A 16,768-nucleotide genomic window follows, 5' to 3' on the forward strand; every position below is an offset into this window, starting at 1 on the left:
CCTTACGCATAAAAAAACGGCTAACGTCAGAAGACGATAGCCGCTGCTTTTTTATGCATAGACCTCGCCTTCCGGCAAGGTCTCACTTACAACTAAAAACGAATGCGGTAGCGCATTCGTTTTCCGTTGCTCGGCGACCGGATACGGTTTTGCACGTATCGTAATGACGATCCACCGACAAGGAAGTTACTCCCCTTTGCACGTAACAAAATATGACAGGCCATTGATTTCGTCAATGGCCTGCAACATGTGCTTTACGTTGTTTTACGCGGCAGGCGCATCCGCCGGGAAGACAACGCCGGTCTGGCGACGAATTTCCGTCTGAACCTTCGCGGTGATACGGCTCACTTCAAGAGCAGGGTGGTCCACTTCGTTGTTTTCGACCAGGCGCGCAAACTCCTCGGCTTCATACAGCATAGTATTAATATGCTGAGGCTGGCTGAGATCCTGCGCCTTGCTGCCGCGCGGGATGAAAGCGACTTTCTGGCACTCGGAGATCCTCTCAATCACCAGCGCGCCCGCTTCACCCTGGATTTCGCTCGGCAGGGTAGAGTCGCTGACCTTAGAGTGCTGCAACGTCACGCTGAAATCACCATAGTCGAGCACCGCGATACCGTGCGCATCAACGCCGCTATCGAGCAGGCTGGCAGAAGCCTGCACCTGTTTCGGCTCACCCCACAGCGCTACCGCAGAGGCCAGGCAGTAAAAACCGATATCCATGATTGAGCCGTTAGAGAAGGCCGGGTTAAAGGTGTTCGGGTTTTCGCCGTCCAGATAGCGCTGGTAGCGCGAGGAGTACTGGCAGTAGTTAATAAACGCCTTACGAACCGGGCCGACTTTCTCCAGCGACTGCTGCAAAATCTGGAAGTTAGGCAGGCTGGCGGTTTTGAACGCTTCAAACAGCACCACCTGATTTTCCCGGGCGAGGGCGATAGCCTGCTCGACTTCATGCAGGTTGGAGGCCAGCGGCTTCTCGCAAATCACATGCTTTTTATGCTGTAAAAACAGCTTAGTCTGCGGGAAGTGGAGCGAGTTAGGGCTAGCGATATAAACCGCGTCAATGTCTTCGCTTTGCGCCATGGCGTCCAGCGACGTAAACAGATGTTCGACGGGATAATCGTTGGCGAAGGTCTGCGCCTGCTCAAGGCTGCGGGAATAGACGGCGGTCAACTTGTACTTGCCGGTCTCATGCGCGGCATCGACAAACTGGCGGGTGATCCAGTTTGTCCCAATCACTGCGAAACGTATCATAAACGCCTTCTGGCTCCATAAAGGGATTCTTTCGTCAATGTAACACGCCTTTATGACATTGCCAGTGGGCGACTACGCAGTTTCCTTTAACGAAAGGTGCGTCAGCCACAAGCGGGTATCAAACTCCAGCTGGTGGTACTGCGGCTCCATGTAGCAGCACAGCTGATAGAACGCTTTGTCATGCTCTTTTTCTTTCAGATGCGCCAGCTCATGCACGACGATCATCTTCAAAAAGGCTTCCGGCGCGTTGCGAAATACGGTGGCCACGCGGATCTCGGCTTTCGCCTTCAGCTTACCGCCCTGCACGCGTGATACCGCAGTGTGCAGCCCCAGCGCGTTCTTCAGTACGTGGATCTTATTGTCGTACATCACTTTATTGATCGGCGGCGCGTTACGCAGGAACTGGCTTTTCAGATCCTGGGTGTACTGCCAGAGGGCTTTATCGGTGGCGAAATCGTGGGTGCCCGGATAGCGTTTTTCCAGCACCGCCCCCAGACGCCGTTCGGTAATCAATGTACGGACCTGAGCAAGCAAGTACTCGGGGTAGCCCTGGAGGTAAGTTAGTTGGTTCATTCATGTCCACGCAAATCATAAAAGTGTATACTCACGCACCCTTTTCAGGGATACGCCGAAATTTTACCATTCAGGAGGGCCGATGAGCCACACAGACAACGGTTTCCGTTCACTGACACTTAAACGTTTCCCGGAGACGGACGACGTTAACCCACTGCTGGCGTGGGAAGCAGCCGATGAATATCTGCTGCAACAGCTGGACGATACTGAGATTCGCGGCCCGGTGCTTATCCTGAATGATACCTTCGGTGCGCTGGCCTGCGCGTTGGCGGAACATACGCCGTACAGCATTGGCGACTCCTACTTAAGCGAGCTGGCGACGCGTGAAAACCTGCGCCACAACGACATTGCTGAGTCTAGCGTGAAATTCCTCGACAGCACCGCGGAATACCCGCAGGCGCCGGGCGTCGTACTGATTAAGCTGCCGAAAACCATGGCGCTGCTGGAGCAGCAGCTGCGTGCGCTGCGCGAGGTGGTCACGCCAGAAACGCGCATTATCGCCGGCGCGAAGGCGCGTGATATTCATACCTCTACGCTTGAGCTGTTTGAAAAAGTGCTGGGCCCAACCACTACCACGCTGGCATGGAAAAAGGCGCGCCTGATTAACGGCACCTTTACTAAACCGGCGCTGGCTGAAACGGCTCAGACCCTGAGCTGGAAGCTGGAAGGCACCGACTGGACCATTCACAACCATGCGAACGTCTTCTCCCGTACCGGGCTGGATATCGGCGCGCGCTTCTTTATGGGGCACTTGCCGGAGAACCTGGAAGGCGAGATTGTCGATCTTGGCTGCGGTAACGGTGTGCTGGGCATGACGCTGCTGGCGAAAAACCCAGAAGCTAGCGTGGTATTCGTTGATGAATCACCGATGGCGGTCGCTTCCAGCCGTCTGAATGTGGAAACCAACCTGCCGGACGCGCTGGATCGCAGCGAGTTTATGATTAACAACGCGCTCTCTGGCGTAGAACCGTTCCGCTTCAACGCGGTGTTCTGTAACCCGCCGTTCCACCAGAAGCATGCACTGACCGATAACATCGCATGGGAGATGTTCCACCACGCTCGTCGCTGCCTGAAAATTAACGGCGAGCTGTATATCGTGGCGAACCGTCATCTGGACTACTTCCACAAGCTGAAGAAGATTTTTGGCAACTGCGAAACTATTGCCACCAACAACAAGTTTGTGATCCTGAAAGCGGTGAAGTTGGGTCGTCGTCGTTAATGAGATAGCGCCTTCCCAGCGTCGCGTTCGTAGCCCGGCCGAGCGAGCGCGACGCCAGGGGCTGGCTGGCTTAAATACTTAGCGCCAGCTTCGTCCCCTGCGCAATCGCCCGTCGGGCATCCAACTCGCTTGCTACGTCACAACCGCCGATAAGATGCACCGTCTTACCCGCCGCCAGCAGTGGTTCGTGCAACGTACGGTTTGGCTCCTGACCGGCACAGATAATCACATTATCAACCGCTAACACCTGCGCTTCGCCGCCTATCTCAACGTGCAGCCCCTCATCGTCTATCTTCTGGTAGCTGACCGCCGGGATCATCTTCACGCCGCGTGAAAGCAGAGTGGTGCGGTGGATCCAGCCGGTGGTTTTGCCTAATTCTTCGCCCGGCTTGCTGGCTTTACGTTGCAGCATCACAATCTGCCGCGGGCTGCGGGCCAGATGCGGCCCTTCCGGGCGCAGGCCGCCTGACTGCAACAGGCTGGTATCGATACCCCATTCCACGCAAAACTCGGCGATATTCTGGCTGGTGGAGTCGCCGGGCTGGCTTAAGTACATCGCCGTATCAAAGCCGATGCCGCCGCAGCCGATAATTGCCACGCGTTGCCCTACCGGTGCTTTATCGCGCAGAACGTCCAGATAGGTCAGCACTTTAGCATGTTCGATCCCCTCGATCGGCGGCTTGCGCGGTGCGATCCCGGTCGACAGGATCACTTCATCAAAACCGAGGAGATCGTCGGCGCCGACGCGCTGGTTAAGCTTCAGCGTGACGCCGGTGACGTCGAGCATCCGGCGGTAGTAGCGCAGCGTTTCGTAAAACTCCTCTTTGCCGGGGATCTGCTTGGCGATATTAAACTGCCCGCCAATTTCTGCGCTGGCGTCAAATAGCGTGACCTGATGACCGCGTGCGGCAGCATTGATAGCAAAGGCCAGCCCCGCCGGGCCCGCGCCGACGACCGCCAGGTTTTTACGTGTGGTGGCAGGAAGGATCGGCATTTTGGTTTCGTGGCAGGCGCGCGGGTTGACCAGGCATGAGGTCACCTTACCGACAAAGATCTGATCCAGACAGGCCTGGTTACAGCCGATGCAGGTGTTGATCTCATCGCTGCGCCCCGACTGGGCTTTTGACAGCAGCTCGGCGTCAGCGAGGAATGGACGCGCCATCGATACCATGTCGGCATCGCCGCGCGCCAGAATATCGTCCGCCACCTGCGGATCGTTAATGCGGTTGGTGGTAATCAGCGGGACGGTCACCAAACCTTTTAACTTGCGTGTCACCCAGCTAAACGCGCCGCGCGGCACCGGCGTGGCGATGGTCGGGATCCGCGCTTCGTGCCAGCCGATGCCGGTGTTGATGATCGTTGCGCCCGCGGCTTCGATCGCCTGGGCGAGGCGTACGGTTTCATCAAAGGTACCGCCGTTGTCCACCAGGTCGAGCATCGACAGGCGGTAGATAATAATAAAGTCTTTCCCGACGCGCTGGCGCACGGCGCGCACCACTTCTACCGCGAAGCGCATGCGGTTGTCGTAGCTGCCGCCCCATTGATCGTCGCGCTGGTTAGTGCGGGCGGCGAGAAATTCGTTAATCAGGTAGCCTTCCGAGCCCATCACCTCCACGCCATCGTAGCCTGCTTCCCGCGCCAGTTGGGCGCAGTGGGCGAAGTCGTCGATAAGCGCCAGAATGCCTTCGTGCGTGAGTTCGCGCGGCGTAAAGCGGTTGATCGGCGCCTGAAGCGGGGAAGGGGCGACCAGATTTGGCTGGTAGCTGTAGCGGCCGGTATGCAAGATTTGCAGCGCAATTTTGCCGCCTTCCTGATGTACGGCATCGGTTATCGTACGGTGGTGTGGCAATTGACTCACATCGTTCAGCATCGCGCCGCCCGCCATCCCTACGCCGGTCGCATCCGGGGCGATACCGCCGCTGACGATCAGCGCCACGCCGTGGCGCGCGCGCTCGGCGTAGAACGCCGCCAGACGCTCCGCGCCATCGGGATACTCTTCCAGCCCGGTATGCATCGAGCCCATCAGCACGCGGTTTTTCAGCTGGGTAAAACCAAGATCGAGCGGGGCGAACAGCGACGGATAGCTCATAAGGATGTCCAGTATGTGAAATTATTGTTATGTGGTCGGATGAGTTACTAATTTAGCCGTCGGCGGGAAAAAGGGAAAAGGGGAATGCGATGATTGTGATGGGATTCAAAGAACGCCCCCAACCAAACGGTAGGGGGCGTGAGTTTACTGCTCGGTGGCAACCTGATTCTGGCTGACGCGCAGGGCCGCCAGCGCGTTACGCGCCGCCTTAAGCACCTGGTCGCACTGTTCCATCGTTAAGGTCAACGGTGGCTCGATGCGAATGGTCTTGGCGTTGTTGAGCGTTCCGGCAACCAGCACGCGCTGGCGGAACATCTCGCTGGCAAAGTTATAGCCGATTTCGTTATCGACAAACTCAATGGCCATCAGCATGCCTCTGCCGCGCGCTTCACGGACCAGATCCGGATATTCACGCGCCATGCTGCGGAAACCGTCCAGCAGAATATCGCCTTTCTGTTCCGCCTGAGCAGGCAGGTTTTCGGTCAGCAGCACGTTGATGGTCGCCAGCGCGGCCGCACAGGCCAACGGGTTACCGCCAAAGGTGGTGGTGTGCAGGAACGGGTTATCGAACAGCACCGAGAACACCTCTTCGGTGGCGATGGTCGCGCCAATCGGCATTACGCCGCCGCCGAGTGCCTTCGCCAGGCACAGAATGTCCGGCTGAACGTTCTCATGCTCGCAGGCAAACATCTTGCCGGTGCGCCCCATACCGGTTTGCACTTCGTCGAAGATAAGCAGCGCGCCATACTCATCGCACAGCTTACGCACGGCCGGCAGGTAGCCCTGCGGTGGCAGAATCACGCCACCTTCACCCTGGATGGGCTCGAGGATCACTGCTGCAACGTCATCGCCGGTTTTCTGGCATTCGCTGAGCATCGTGCGCATGGCGTCGAGATTGCCGAACGGCACGTGGCGGAAGCCCGGCAGTAACGGCATAAACGGCTTGCGGAACGTTGACTTAGCGGTGGCCGACAGCGCCCCGAGCGATTTCCCGTGGAATGCGCCGCTGGTGGCAATAAAAGTGAACTTGCCGCGCGGTGACTGGTACGCTTTCGCGAGCTTCAGCGCCGCCTCTACGGATTCGGTGCCGCTGTTGCTGAAGAAGCTGTACTTCAGTTTACCCGGTGCCAGTGCCGCCAGGGTTTTGGCGAGCATCGCCCGTAGCGGGTCGAGCAGTTCCTGGCTGTGAAGCGGTTGTTTAGCGAGCTGATTCTGTACGGCGGAAACCACCACTGGATTACGGTGCCCCACGTTGAAAATACCAAAACCGCCCAGGCAATCGAGAAACTCCTGACCCTGGGTGTCGACAAGCGTATTTAATCCTCCCGCCTGCCACTCTACGGCTCCGTAATCCCCACCGGCTGTTACAGATTTTCGGTACTCTAAAAACCCTGGATTCACATGCTCTTTAAAGTATTCCCTGACCTCCTGGTTAAGAGCTTTCATCTCCTCATGGTCAAGCGTTCGCTTTTCAATGAGATTCAGTGCGTGCGCGCTGCAGGCCAGAGCCGATGCGCTGGAAGGTAACCTGTTCAAAATAAGCTCCTGGGGATCACGTATCACACGATACTGATTTAAGTATTGCAGGGATTACGCCATCTCAGCGTTGGCGGTGAAAATCGGGATAAACGCCAGGGGAAATCGCGTTTGTACAATATTTAATCGTCCAGCGAAGCGAGAGAGTGTGAAAGCGGTCACGAGGCAGTGCGTGGTTGTCGGGCGTATTGCCCCACAAAAGGGCAGGTTTTGCGCCAGGGATGAGCAGCAAAGAATGACGTGAGAAAAGTAGGGCTTTTGTCTATTTTGCGATCTAACGCAAAATTAACAATTAAGGTTAATTTAATATCCTCCGATATAACAATTGTAATACATTTCTCTTAGCACCTGAAAAGGATGTCCGTATGTCTACCCTGCCCGACCAAAACTCGTCCGAATCGCTGATGGACGACCACACCACGTTGATGTCCACCACCGATCTCAACAGCTATATCACCCACGTAAACGATGCCTTCGTGAAGGTGAGTGGCTATAGCCGCCACGAGATGCTGAGCCAGCCGCACAATATGGTGCGTCATTCCGATATGCCAAAAGCGGCTTTTGCCGACATGTGGCGAACCCTGAAGCAGGGCGAGCCGTGGAGCGGTATCGTCAAAAATCGCCCGAAACACGGCGGCCATTACTGGGTGCGCGCGAACGCCATCCCCCAGGTGCGTAATGGTAAAACGATTGGCTACATGTCGATTCGCACGAAAGCCAGTGAGGAAGAGGTGGCGGCGGTTGAGCCGCTGTATCAGGCGCTTCGTGAAGAACGCAGCAATAAGCGTCTTTATAAAGGACGTGTTATCAGCAAACGCTGGTGGGGCAAGCTGTCGGCTATCCCGCTCCGTTGGCGGGTCAGAAGTATTATGTCGGCGTTCTACCTGCTGCTGGCCGCCAGCCTGCTGGCCCTGAGTGCGCCGGTCATAGCGGTGCTGGCGTCGGCGCTGATTTTGCTGCTAACCACGATGGTGCTTGAGTGGCAAATTGTTCGCCCGGTGGAAAACGTGGCGCGACAGGCGCTCTGCGTGGCGACCGGCGAGCGTAACAGCGTTGATCCGCTGCCGCGCAGCGATGAACTGGGGCTGACGCTACGTGCGGTCGGTCAGCTCGGTCTGATGTGCCGCTGGCTGATTAACGATGTCTCGACGCAGGTGAATAGCGTGAGCGATGGCAGCGATGTGCTGGCACGCGGCAACGAAGATCTGAATCAGCGTACTCAGGAAACGGTCGTTAACGTACAGCAAACCGTGGCGACCATGAGCCAGATGGCGGCGTCGGTACAGAATAACTCCCAGACGGCGGCCGAAGCCGATAAGCTCTCGCTGGCGGCCAGCGGTGCGGCGGCGCAGGGCGGTCAGGCGATGCACCGGGTGGTGCAGACCATGGAAGATATTGCTGACAGTACGCAGCGCATTGGTTCTATCACCACGTTGATTAACGATATCGCGTTCCAGACCAATATTCTGGCGCTGAACGCCGCTGTCGAAGCGGCGCGCGCGGGCGAGCAGGGGAGAGGGTTTGCCGTGGTCGCCGGGGAAGTTCGCCATCTGGCGAGCCGTAGCGCGACGGCGGCAAACGAGATTCGTCAGCTGATTGAGGCCAGCGCCAGCAAGGTGCAGTCGGGCTCCGAGCAGGTTCACGCTGCCGGGCGCACGATGGATGACATTGTCTCGCAGGTACAGAATGTCACCCAGCTGATTGCGCAGATTAGTCAATCTACGTCTGAACAGGCCACGGGGCTGTCTGATTTAACGCGTGCCGTGGCGAAGCTGGATGAGATCACCCAGAAAAACGCCGGACTGGTGGCAGAAAGCGCCAACGTATCGGCGATGGTAAAACACCGCGCCAGCCGTTTACAGGATGCGGTCACCGTCCTGCATTAATCCAACTGCGAGATCTCGAGCGCCGCGCGGTCGATAATGCCGACAATCTGCTTCAACTGCGCGTCGCTTGTCTCGCCCTGATTCACCTTCAGGTCTAGCACGGCTTTAAAGTTATCCAGCGCCCGTTTCATCTGCGGGTTTTTGCGCAGTTCATGCCCCACCATGCGGGACTTCAGGCGCGCCTGAATGTGTTCCAGATGTTCCTGATTTTCTTCCAGCGTCTGGGTGCCTTCGGCGGTAATAGCGATTTTTTTACGCCCGCCGTCCTCTTCATGCACCGTAATCAGCCCCTGGTCCTGGAGCAGGTCGAGCGTCGGGTAGATAACGCCGGGACTTGGGCTGTAATTGCCCTCGGTCAGGGCTTCAATCGCTTTAATCAGTTCATAGCCGTGGCTGGCGTTATCCTTCAGGATGCTGAGGACCACCAGACGCAGCTCGCCGTGGCCGAAGAAGCGCTGGCGACGTCCGCCGCCGCCGTGACCTTCGCCACGCCCGCCACGATGTTCACACTCACCGCGTTCACCGCGATGTCCACGACCACCACGGCCGCGATGTTCAGAATCAGAGAAAGGTCTCATGATGTTTATCCTTACGTTGTTTAGATATATCTAACTTATATCTAAATGTATATCTTTAGCAATATCGAAAACGTGTTATTTTTTATTGTGTTGATTTTTAATGATTTTAATTTTGTGTTCGGATTTTTTGTGCGCCGCTGTTCATATATCTTAAAAATAGCTTGCTTTCTGTTTAGTTGGCAATCATTATCATTTGCAAATGATTTAGATATATCTATTTGTGAGAGAGACGCCAAATGAAAGAGAACAAATACCCACAGCGCGTGCGCAATGAACTTCGTTTTCGTGAACTGACCGTCCTGCGCGTGGAGCGCGTGGGTGAAGCCTTCCAGCGCGTGGTGCTGGGCGGTGAGGCGCTGGAAGGTTTTAGTTCGCGCGGCTTTGACGATCACACCAAGCTGTTTTTCCCGCAGGCCGGTAGCACCCTGACGCCACCAACGATGACCGATGAAGGGATTGTATGGGCAGAAGGCGTGCGCCCGCAGGCCCGCGACTATACGCCGCTCTATAATGCCGAGCGCCACGAGCTGGCCTACGATTTCTTTATTCATGACGGCGGCGTCGCCAGCCAGTGGGCAATGGAAGCAAAAGCGGGCGATACGCTGCTTATCGGCGGCCCGCGCGGTTCGTTGGTGGTGCCGGAAGATTATGCCTGGCAGCTGTACGTTTGCGATGAAACCGGTATGCCGGCGCTGCGTCGCCGTCTGGAAGCGCTGCAGACGTTAGCGGAGCGTCCGCAGGTGACGGCGCTGGTGATGGTAAAAGACGATGCGGATAAAGCCTATCTGGCCGGGTTCGATGGCTTCAATATCGAGTGGATTTCCGGCTACGATGTGGCCACCGTCGCCGCGCGCCTGGCACAGCTCACGGTGCCGGAATCGGATTACTTTATCTGGCTGACCGGTGAAGGGAAGGTGGTAAAAAGTCTGACCGACGGTTTTGTGACCGACGCTATCGACCCGCAGCTGGTGCGTTCAAGTGCCTACTGGCATGCGAAATAACTAAATTCTGGTTGCGCTATACGATGATGTGATAGCGCGACCCCATTCCTGCCCTCTCTCTCCTCGTGATTTATCCAGATCTCCCCTCATCATTATGATGAACATCCTGTTTTCCACACTTTTTATACGATTATTTTGCCCCGTATTTGGGGCTGTATTTGATGATTATTTATTATCTAATTAATTGTTTTTAATGAATTAACTGTGAGTAAAATCGTGGTTATGTGATGTCAATCACTACATTCATGTTTCCAATACAAAATCTGTAAAACTAGAACTTTGTCGACTTTTCGTCTAAAAATACCGGGTCCAGGGCTAGACACGACCACGCAATGGTTATCAAATGGTTAAAAAATACCGTGTCAGATGTTAATCATCGACAAAATTAAAAAATGGTTAGCCCGCATACACGACTTACCTGCGTTACGACGCACCTTCTCTGGAGAAACTATGCATTCCTCTGTTAATAAAAACGAAAGCCGGACCTTTTTCGGTCATCCGTACCCGCTGGGTTCGCTGTTCTTTACCGAAATGTGGGAGCGATTCTCGTTTTACGGTATCCGCCCGTTACTGATCCTGTTTATGGCGGCAACCGTCTATGACGGCGGCATGGGACTGGCGCGTGAAAACGCCTCGGCGATTGTAGGTATCTTCGCGGGAACGATGTACCTGGCGGCGCTGCCGGGCGGCTGGTTGGCTGATAACTGGCTCGGCCAGCAAAAAGCGGTGTGGTACGGCTCTATTCTGATTGCGCTGGGCCACCTGTCGATCGCGCTGTCGGCCTTTATCGGTGACAACCTGTTCTTTATCGGCCTGATGTTTATCGTACTGGGCTCGGGTCTGTTCAAGACCTGTATCTCAGTGATGGTCGGCACGCTGTATAAAAAGGGTGATGCCCGTCGTGACGGCGGCTTCTCGCTGTTTTATATGGGCATCAACATGGGGTCATTTATCGCGCCGCTGATTTCCGGCTGGCTGATTAAATCCCACGGCTGGCACTGGGGCTTTGGCATCGGCGGTATCGGGATGCTGGTGGCGCTGGTTATCTTCCGCGTGTTTGCCGTTCCGGCAATGAAGCGCTACGACAGCGAAGTGGGCCTCGACTCTACCTGGAACAACCCGGTGGCGAAGAAAAACGGCGTTGGCGCATGGCTGCTGGCGTTAGCGGTGGGTGTAGCAGTGATTATCACCCTGATTGCCCAGGGCATCATTGTGATTAACCCGGTGGCCGTTGCCAGCGTGCTGGTGTACGTGATTGCGGCTTCCGTGGCGCTGTACTTCATCTACCTGTTTGCCTTCGCGGGTTTGAGCCGTAAAGAACGTGCGCGCCTGCTGGTGTGCTTTATTCTGCTGGTCTCCGCGGCGTTCTTCTGGTCTGCCTTCGAGCAGAAACCTACGTCGTTCAACCTGTTTGCCAACGACTATACCAACCGTATGATCGGTGATTTCGAGATCCCAGCGGTATGGTTCCAGTCAATTAATGCCCTGTTCATCATCCTGCTGGCGCCGGTATTTAGCTGGGCCTGGCCTGCACTGGCGCGTAAAAACATTCGTCCTGGCAGTATCACCAAGTTCGTTATCGGTATTCTGTGTGCGGCAGCGGGCTTCGGTCTGATGATGCTGGCAGCGCAGAACGTGCTGAGCAACGGCGGCGCTGGCGTATCACCGATGTGGCTGGTGGGCAGTATCCTGATGCTGACGCTCGGCGAGCTGTGCCTGAGCCCGATTGGTCTGGCGACCATGACGCTGCTGGCACCGGAAAGAATGCGCGGTCAGATGATGGGGCTGTGGTTCTGCGCCAGCGCGCTGGGCAACCTGGCGGCGGGTCTGATCGGTGGTCACGTGAAGGCCGATCAGCTGGATATGCTGCCGGACCTGTTCGCTCGCTGCTCCATTGCGCTGCTGATCTGTGCCGCGGTGCTGTGCGTACTGATTGTGCCGGTTCGCCGGATGCTGGAAAACGCCAAATCCAGCGCGGAACAAACGCCGGTCAGCAACGCGTGATAGCGTTCTGACTACTGAGCCGGTACATGTTGTACCGGCTTTTTTTTGCGCAATGCGCACCGTTTCTTGCGCAAAACGGGTATAAAACGTGATTTCTGATCGAGAATAAATGCAATAACGTGAGCGGTTCCTTTGAAATTGCGCTGGATTCCGGTCCATAGTATAGACTTGTTTACTACGTGGTTAATTTTAAGGACAAGCATATGCCAGCAGTCATTGATAAAGCTTTGGATTTCATTGGTGGTATGAACACGTCTGAGCCAGTACCACAGTCCATGGATGAGAGTACAGCGAAGGGAATTCTGAAATATTTAAAAGAGTTAGGTGTTCCTGCAAGCTCTGCGGCGGTGGTTGAACGTGGTCATCAGGACGGCTGGAGCGACGGGTTTACAGACAAAGTGGCAGGATGGGCCGAGAAGGTCGAATCCGGCGAGCATATGGTGATTAAGAACCCTGAATTCTTCTCTTCCTACATGCGTGAAGAGCTCCGCTCACTGGTGTGAGTTAACCCTGTTTAAAGTCCAATAGCCTATCCCGGATGCTTTCACCGTAAGTGTGACAGCATCCTGCTTTACTCCCCTTAGCTTTCACAGCCGCACGGGCTAATCTCCGACCTTGAGTCTGCGCCAGAACGTCGTACGGCTGATGCCCAGATAGCGCGCCGCCGCGGTTTTATCGCCATTGAACTGGGCGAGCACCTGTTGCGGGCTTAATGAGTCTGGTGCTGGTGGCGCCAGATTTTGCGCGACGAGTTCAGGCAGGCACTGCCGTAAAAAATCGCTATCCAGCATGGGTTGCGGCTCAACGCTTAAAAAAAGCGCCATCCGTTCCATCATATTACGCAGCTCGCGGACGTTGCCGGGCCAGCTATAGCGCAGCAGAACCGACTGGCTTTGCATCATCCCGTTGCGTAGCGCCTCGCTAAACGGTACCCCTAAGGCCGCCAGCGACTGCACCAGAAACGCCTCCGCCAGCGGCACAATGTCTGCCAGGCGCTCGCGCAACGGTGACAACTTCAGGCGTAAGATGCTGAGGCGATAAAACAGGTCATTGCGAAATTGCCCGCGTTTCATCTCCGCTTCCAGATGACAGTGGGTGGCGCTAATCACCCGTACCTCGACGGGAATGGGATGGTGACCGCCTACGCGCGTGACCTCTTTTTCCTCCAGCACGCGCAGCAGGCGCGTCTGCAAGGGGAGGGGCATCTCGCCAATTTCGTCCAGAAACAGCGTCCCCCCATGGGCAATTTCAAACAGCCCGGCCCGCCCGCCGCGCCGTGAGCCGGTAAACGCGCCTTCTTCATAGCCAAACAGTTCGGCCTCCAGCAGTGATTCGGCAATGGCACCGCAGTTCACGGCGACAAACGGCGGGAAGGATTTGCCGTGGCGGTGGCCCAATCGCGTGAAATATTCGCGATGAATGGCCTGTGCCGCCAGCTCTTTCCCCGTACCGGTTTCTCCCTGAATCAGCACTGCCGCACGAGAGCGCGCATAGAGCATGATGGTGTGGCGAACCTGTTCCATTGGCATCGATTCCCCGCGCATATCGTCCAGCGCATAGCGTGTGCGCAGACTGCTGCCAGCCGCAGGGTAGACGCTTTGCCGCAGCGTCAGGCGGGTCATCTCCAGCGCATCGCTGAAGGCCTGGCGGACGGTGGCTTCGGAATAGATAAAGATGCCGGTCATGCCTGCCTCTTCGGCGAGGTCGGTAATTAGCCCTGCGCCCACGACCGCGTCTATGCCGTTGGCCTTCAGTTCGTTGATTTGCCCTCGGGCGTCTTCTTCAGTGACGTAGCTACGCTGCTCAAGCTGCAGGTTAAACGTCTTTTGAAAGGCGATAAGTGCAGGCAGCGTCTGCTGATAGGTCACGATGCCGATGGAGGAGGTGAGCTTTCCGGCTTTTGCCAGCGCCTGTAGTACGTCAAAGCCGCTGGGTTTAATCAGGATAACCGGCACGGAGAGGCGGCTTTTCAGGTACGCGCCGTTGGAGCCCGCGGCGATGATGGCGTCGCAGCGTTCGGTCGCCAGCTTCTTGCGGATGTAGTTCACCGCCTTTTCGAAACCAAGCTGGATGGGGGTAATGGTCGCCTGATTATCGAATTCGAGGCTGATATCGCGAAACAGTTCGAACAGACGAGTGACCGAGACCGTCCAGATAACCGGCCTGTCGTCATTCACTCTCGGTGGAAGCGATGTGGCTGCCATAGCGTGCTCAAAAAAGGGGCCGAATATTGGGTTTAGACTTGTTTCATAAATGTTGCAATAAAACGAGATGGAACGTTTTGTGAAACGTTAGCTGACACGTTTTAATCGATGCTAAAAATGAAGAGACTAATTAATTATTTGTTATTAAAAGACTTAAATAAATAACGCTCAGAAAACAGGCGTTGGCATATCCCTTGCTTTATTTGAATCAACCGATAGTAACAAGTTGATAACAAGAGGACGGGATATGTCTCTACACTCTCCAGGCCAGGCTTTCCGCGCTGCGCTGACCAAAGAAAACCCCTTGCAGATTGTCGGCACGATTAATGCCAACCACGCGCTGCTGGCCCAGCGTGCCGGGTATCAGGCTATTTATCTTTCCGGCGGCGGCGTGGCGGCCGGTTCCCTCGGACTACCGGATTTGGGGATTTCTACCCTTGATGACGTGCTGACCGACATCCGCCGTATTACCGACGTCTGCCCGTTGCCGCTGCTGGTGGACGCGGATATTGGTTTTGGCTCGTCGGCGTTTAACGTCGCGCGCACCGTGAAGTCCATCAGCAAGGCCGGGGCCGCGGCGCTGCATATTGAAGATCAGATTGGCGCTAAGCGCTGCGGGCATCGACCGAACAAAGCGATCGTTTCTAAAGAGGAGATGGTCGACCGCATTCGGGCGGCGGTCGATGCGCGTACGGACCCGGACTTCGTGATCATGGCGCGTACCGATGCGCTGGCGGTGGAAGGGCTGGAGGCGGCTATCGATCGCGCTCGCGCCTATGTGGAAGCGGGGGCCGACATGCTGTTCCCGGAGGCTATCACTGAGCTTTCAATGTATCGCCGGTTTGCCGACGCGGTGCAGGTGCCGATCCTTGCCAATATCACCGAATTCGGCGCGACACCGCTGTTTACCACCGATGAACTGCTCAGCGCCCACGTGGCGATGGCGCTTTATCCGCTCTCGGCTTTCCGCGCGATGAATCGCGCCGCCGAGCAGGTCTATAACGTGCTGCGTCAGGAAGGTACGCAGAAAAGCGTTATCGACATGATGCAGACGCGCAACGAGCTGTACGAAAGCATCAACTACTACCAGTACGAAGAGAAGCTCGACGCGTTGTACACCAAAAAGTAGGCCTGATAAGGCGTAGCCGCCATCAGGCAATGCCGGATGGTACTGCGTTTATCCGGCCGACTCGAACACCCTCAGCACCCTACCTATGACAATAATGACGAGGACAACATGAGCGACACATCGATCCTGCAAAATAGCACCCATGTCATTAAGCCTAAAAAATCCGTCGCCCTTTCCGGCGTACCGGCGGGGAATACCGCGCTGTGCACCGTCGGCAAAAGCGGCAACGACCTGCACTATCGTGGTTACGATATTCTCGATTTAGCGGAGCACTGCGAGTTTGAAGAGGTGGCCCATCTGCTGATTCACGGCAAGCTGCCAACCCGCGATGAGCTGCAAGCCTACAAGATTAAACTCAAGGCGCTGCGAGGCCTACCAGCTAACGTGCGCACCGTGCTGGAGGCGCTTCCTGCGGCCTCGCATCCGATGGACGTGATGCGCACCGGCGTGTCGGCACTGGGCTGCACGCTGCCAGAGAAAGAGGGGCATACCGTTTCCGGCGCGCGCGATATCGCCGACAAGCTGTTGGCCTCGCTCAGCTCAATCCTCCTCTATTGGTATCACTACAGCCACAACGGCGAACGCATCCAGCCGGAAACCGACGATGATTCGGTCGGCGGTCACTTCCTGCATCTGCTGCATGGCGAAAAACCGTCGGCAAGCTGGGAAAAGGCGATGCACATCTCGCTGGTGCTGTACGCCGAGCACGAGTTTAACGCCTCCACCTTTACCAGTCGGGTGATTGCCGGGACCGGTTCTGACGTTTATTCAGCGATTATTGGTGCGATTGGCGCGCTGCGCGGCCCGAAACACGGCGGGGCTAACGAGGTGTCGCTGGAAATTCAGCAGCGTTACGAAACCCCGGACGAAGCCGAAGCGGATATCCGCAAGCGCGTGGAAAACAAAGAAGTGGTGATTGGCTTTGGTCACCCGGTTTACACCATTGCCGACCCGCGTCATCAGGTCATTAAGCGCGTTGCCAAACAGCTTTCTCAGGAGGGCGGTTCGCTCAAAATGTACAACATCGCCGACCGTCTGGAATCGGTGATGTGGGACACCAAAAAGATGTTCCCCAACCTCGATTGGTTCTCGGCGGTCTCCTACAACATGATGGGCGTGCCGACCGAGATGTTCACCCCGCTGTTCGTCATCGCCCGCGTGACCGGCTGGGCGGCGCACATTATTGAACAGCGCCAGGACAACAAAATTATCCGTCCTTCCGCCAACTACACCGGCCCGGAAGAGCGCGAGTTTGTCCCGCTGGATAAGCGTCAGTAATCCCAAACCGCTAACGATAA

13 protein-coding genes are annotated in these 16,768 nt (G+C 56.1%); 7 read left to right on the forward strand and 6 right to left on the reverse strand.

Features of this window, described 5'->3' with window-relative positions; all coding sequences use genetic code 11:
• Positions 1 to 264 precede the first annotated feature (264 nt).
• Both MY052_RS03040 and MY052_RS03045 read right to left on the reverse strand, forming a co-directional pair.
• Complete coding sequence (locus MY052_RS03040) at positions 265 to 1,251, reverse strand: Gfo/Idh/MocA family protein (RefSeq protein WP_202217147.1); 987 nt, start codon at positions 1,249 to 1,251, stop codon at positions 265 to 267.
• A 72-nt stretch (positions 1,252 to 1,323) separates the two neighbouring features.
• Positions 1,324 to 1,824, reverse strand: coding sequence for a YgjP-like metallopeptidase domain-containing protein (locus MY052_RS03045; RefSeq protein ID WP_248538178.1), 501 nt, complete (start codon positions 1,822 to 1,824; stop codon positions 1,324 to 1,326).
• An 82-nt stretch (positions 1,825 to 1,906) separates the two neighbouring features.
• Here MY052_RS03045 and rlmG point away from each other — a divergent pair, with 82 nt between their 5' ends.
• Entirely contained in the window at positions 1,907 to 3,043 is a 1,137-nt protein-coding gene (gene rlmG, locus MY052_RS03050; protein ID WP_248538179.1) for a 23S rRNA (guanine(1835)-N(2))-methyltransferase RlmG, read from the forward strand.
• Between the two features lie 70 nt (positions 3,044 to 3,113).
• On the opposite strand, the gene MY052_RS03055 is transcribed toward rlmG, so the two are convergent.
• Positions 3,114 to 5,132, reverse strand: a complete 2,019-nt coding sequence (locus MY052_RS03055; protein ID WP_248538180.1) for an NADPH-dependent 2,4-dienoyl-CoA reductase — start codon at positions 5,130 to 5,132, stop codon at positions 3,114 to 3,116.
• Between the two features lie 144 nt (positions 5,133 to 5,276).
• Positions 5,277 to 6,668, reverse strand: coding sequence for a putrescine aminotransferase (gene ygjG / locus MY052_RS03060; protein ID WP_248538181.1), 1,392 nt, complete (start codon positions 6,666 to 6,668; stop codon positions 5,277 to 5,279).
• 365 nt (positions 6,669 to 7,033) lie between these two features.
• On the opposite strand from ygjG, the gene MY052_RS03065 reads away from it, so the two are divergent.
• On the forward strand, positions 7,034 to 8,554 hold the full coding sequence (locus tag MY052_RS03065) for a methyl-accepting chemotaxis protein (protein WP_248538182.1): 1,521 nt from the start codon (positions 7,034 to 7,036) through the stop codon (positions 8,552 to 8,554).
• Here MY052_RS03065 and MY052_RS03070 read toward each other — a convergent pair.
• Entirely contained in the window at positions 8,551 to 9,132 is a 582-nt protein-coding gene (locus tag MY052_RS03070; RefSeq protein WP_035897187.1) for a PadR family transcriptional regulator, read from the reverse strand. The genes MY052_RS03065 and MY052_RS03070 overlap by 4 nt on opposite strands.
• Positions 9,133 to 9,368: 236 nt before the next feature.
• Here MY052_RS03070 and MY052_RS03075 point away from each other — a divergent pair, with 236 nt between their 5' ends.
• The 3 genes from MY052_RS03075 (at position 9,369) to MY052_RS03085 (ending at position 12,640) form a co-directional block, all read left to right on the forward strand.
• Positions 9,369 to 10,133 (forward strand): siderophore-interacting protein, encoded by a 765-nt coding sequence (locus tag MY052_RS03075; protein ID WP_202217152.1) that lies wholly within the window; start codon positions 9,369 to 9,371, stop codon positions 10,131 to 10,133.
• Between the two features lie 450 nt (positions 10,134 to 10,583).
• The gene (locus MY052_RS03080) at positions 10,584 to 12,137 is read left to right on the forward strand and encodes a peptide MFS transporter (RefSeq protein ID WP_248538183.1); all 1,554 of its coding nucleotides are present in this window, start codon (positions 10,584 to 10,586) and stop codon (positions 12,135 to 12,137) included.
• Positions 12,138 to 12,340: 203 nt separating this feature from the next.
• Positions 12,341 to 12,640 (forward strand): DUF1889 family protein, encoded by a 300-nt coding sequence (locus tag MY052_RS03085; protein WP_221181515.1) that lies wholly within the window; start codon positions 12,341 to 12,343, stop codon positions 12,638 to 12,640.
• A gap of 99 nt (positions 12,641 to 12,739) precedes the next feature.
• Here MY052_RS03085 and prpR read toward each other — a convergent pair whose 3' ends face one another.
• A complete protein-coding gene (gene prpR / locus MY052_RS03090; protein ID WP_248538184.1) occupies positions 12,740 to 14,341 on the reverse strand; it encodes a propionate catabolism operon regulatory protein PrpR in 1,602 nt (533 codons plus the stop codon).
• A gap of 247 nt (positions 14,342 to 14,588) precedes the next feature.
• On the opposite strand from prpR, the gene prpB reads away from it, so the two are divergent.
• On the forward strand, positions 14,589 to 15,470 hold the full coding sequence (gene prpB / locus MY052_RS03095) for a methylisocitrate lyase (RefSeq protein ID WP_248538185.1): 882 nt from the start codon (positions 14,589 to 14,591) through the stop codon (positions 15,468 to 15,470).
• Positions 15,471 to 15,578: 108 nt separating this feature from the next.
• On the forward strand, positions 15,579 to 16,748 hold the full coding sequence (prpC, locus tag MY052_RS03100) for a bifunctional 2-methylcitrate synthase/citrate synthase (protein WP_248538186.1): 1,170 nt from the start codon (positions 15,579 to 15,581) through the stop codon (positions 16,746 to 16,748).
• Positions 16,749 to 16,768 lie beyond the last annotated feature (20 nt).

Origin of the sequence: Kluyvera ascorbata, assembly GCF_023195735.1 — a bacterium.
In the GTDB taxonomy this organism is placed as follows: domain Bacteria; phylum Pseudomonadota; class Gammaproteobacteria; order Enterobacterales; family Enterobacteriaceae; genus Kluyvera; species Kluyvera ascorbata.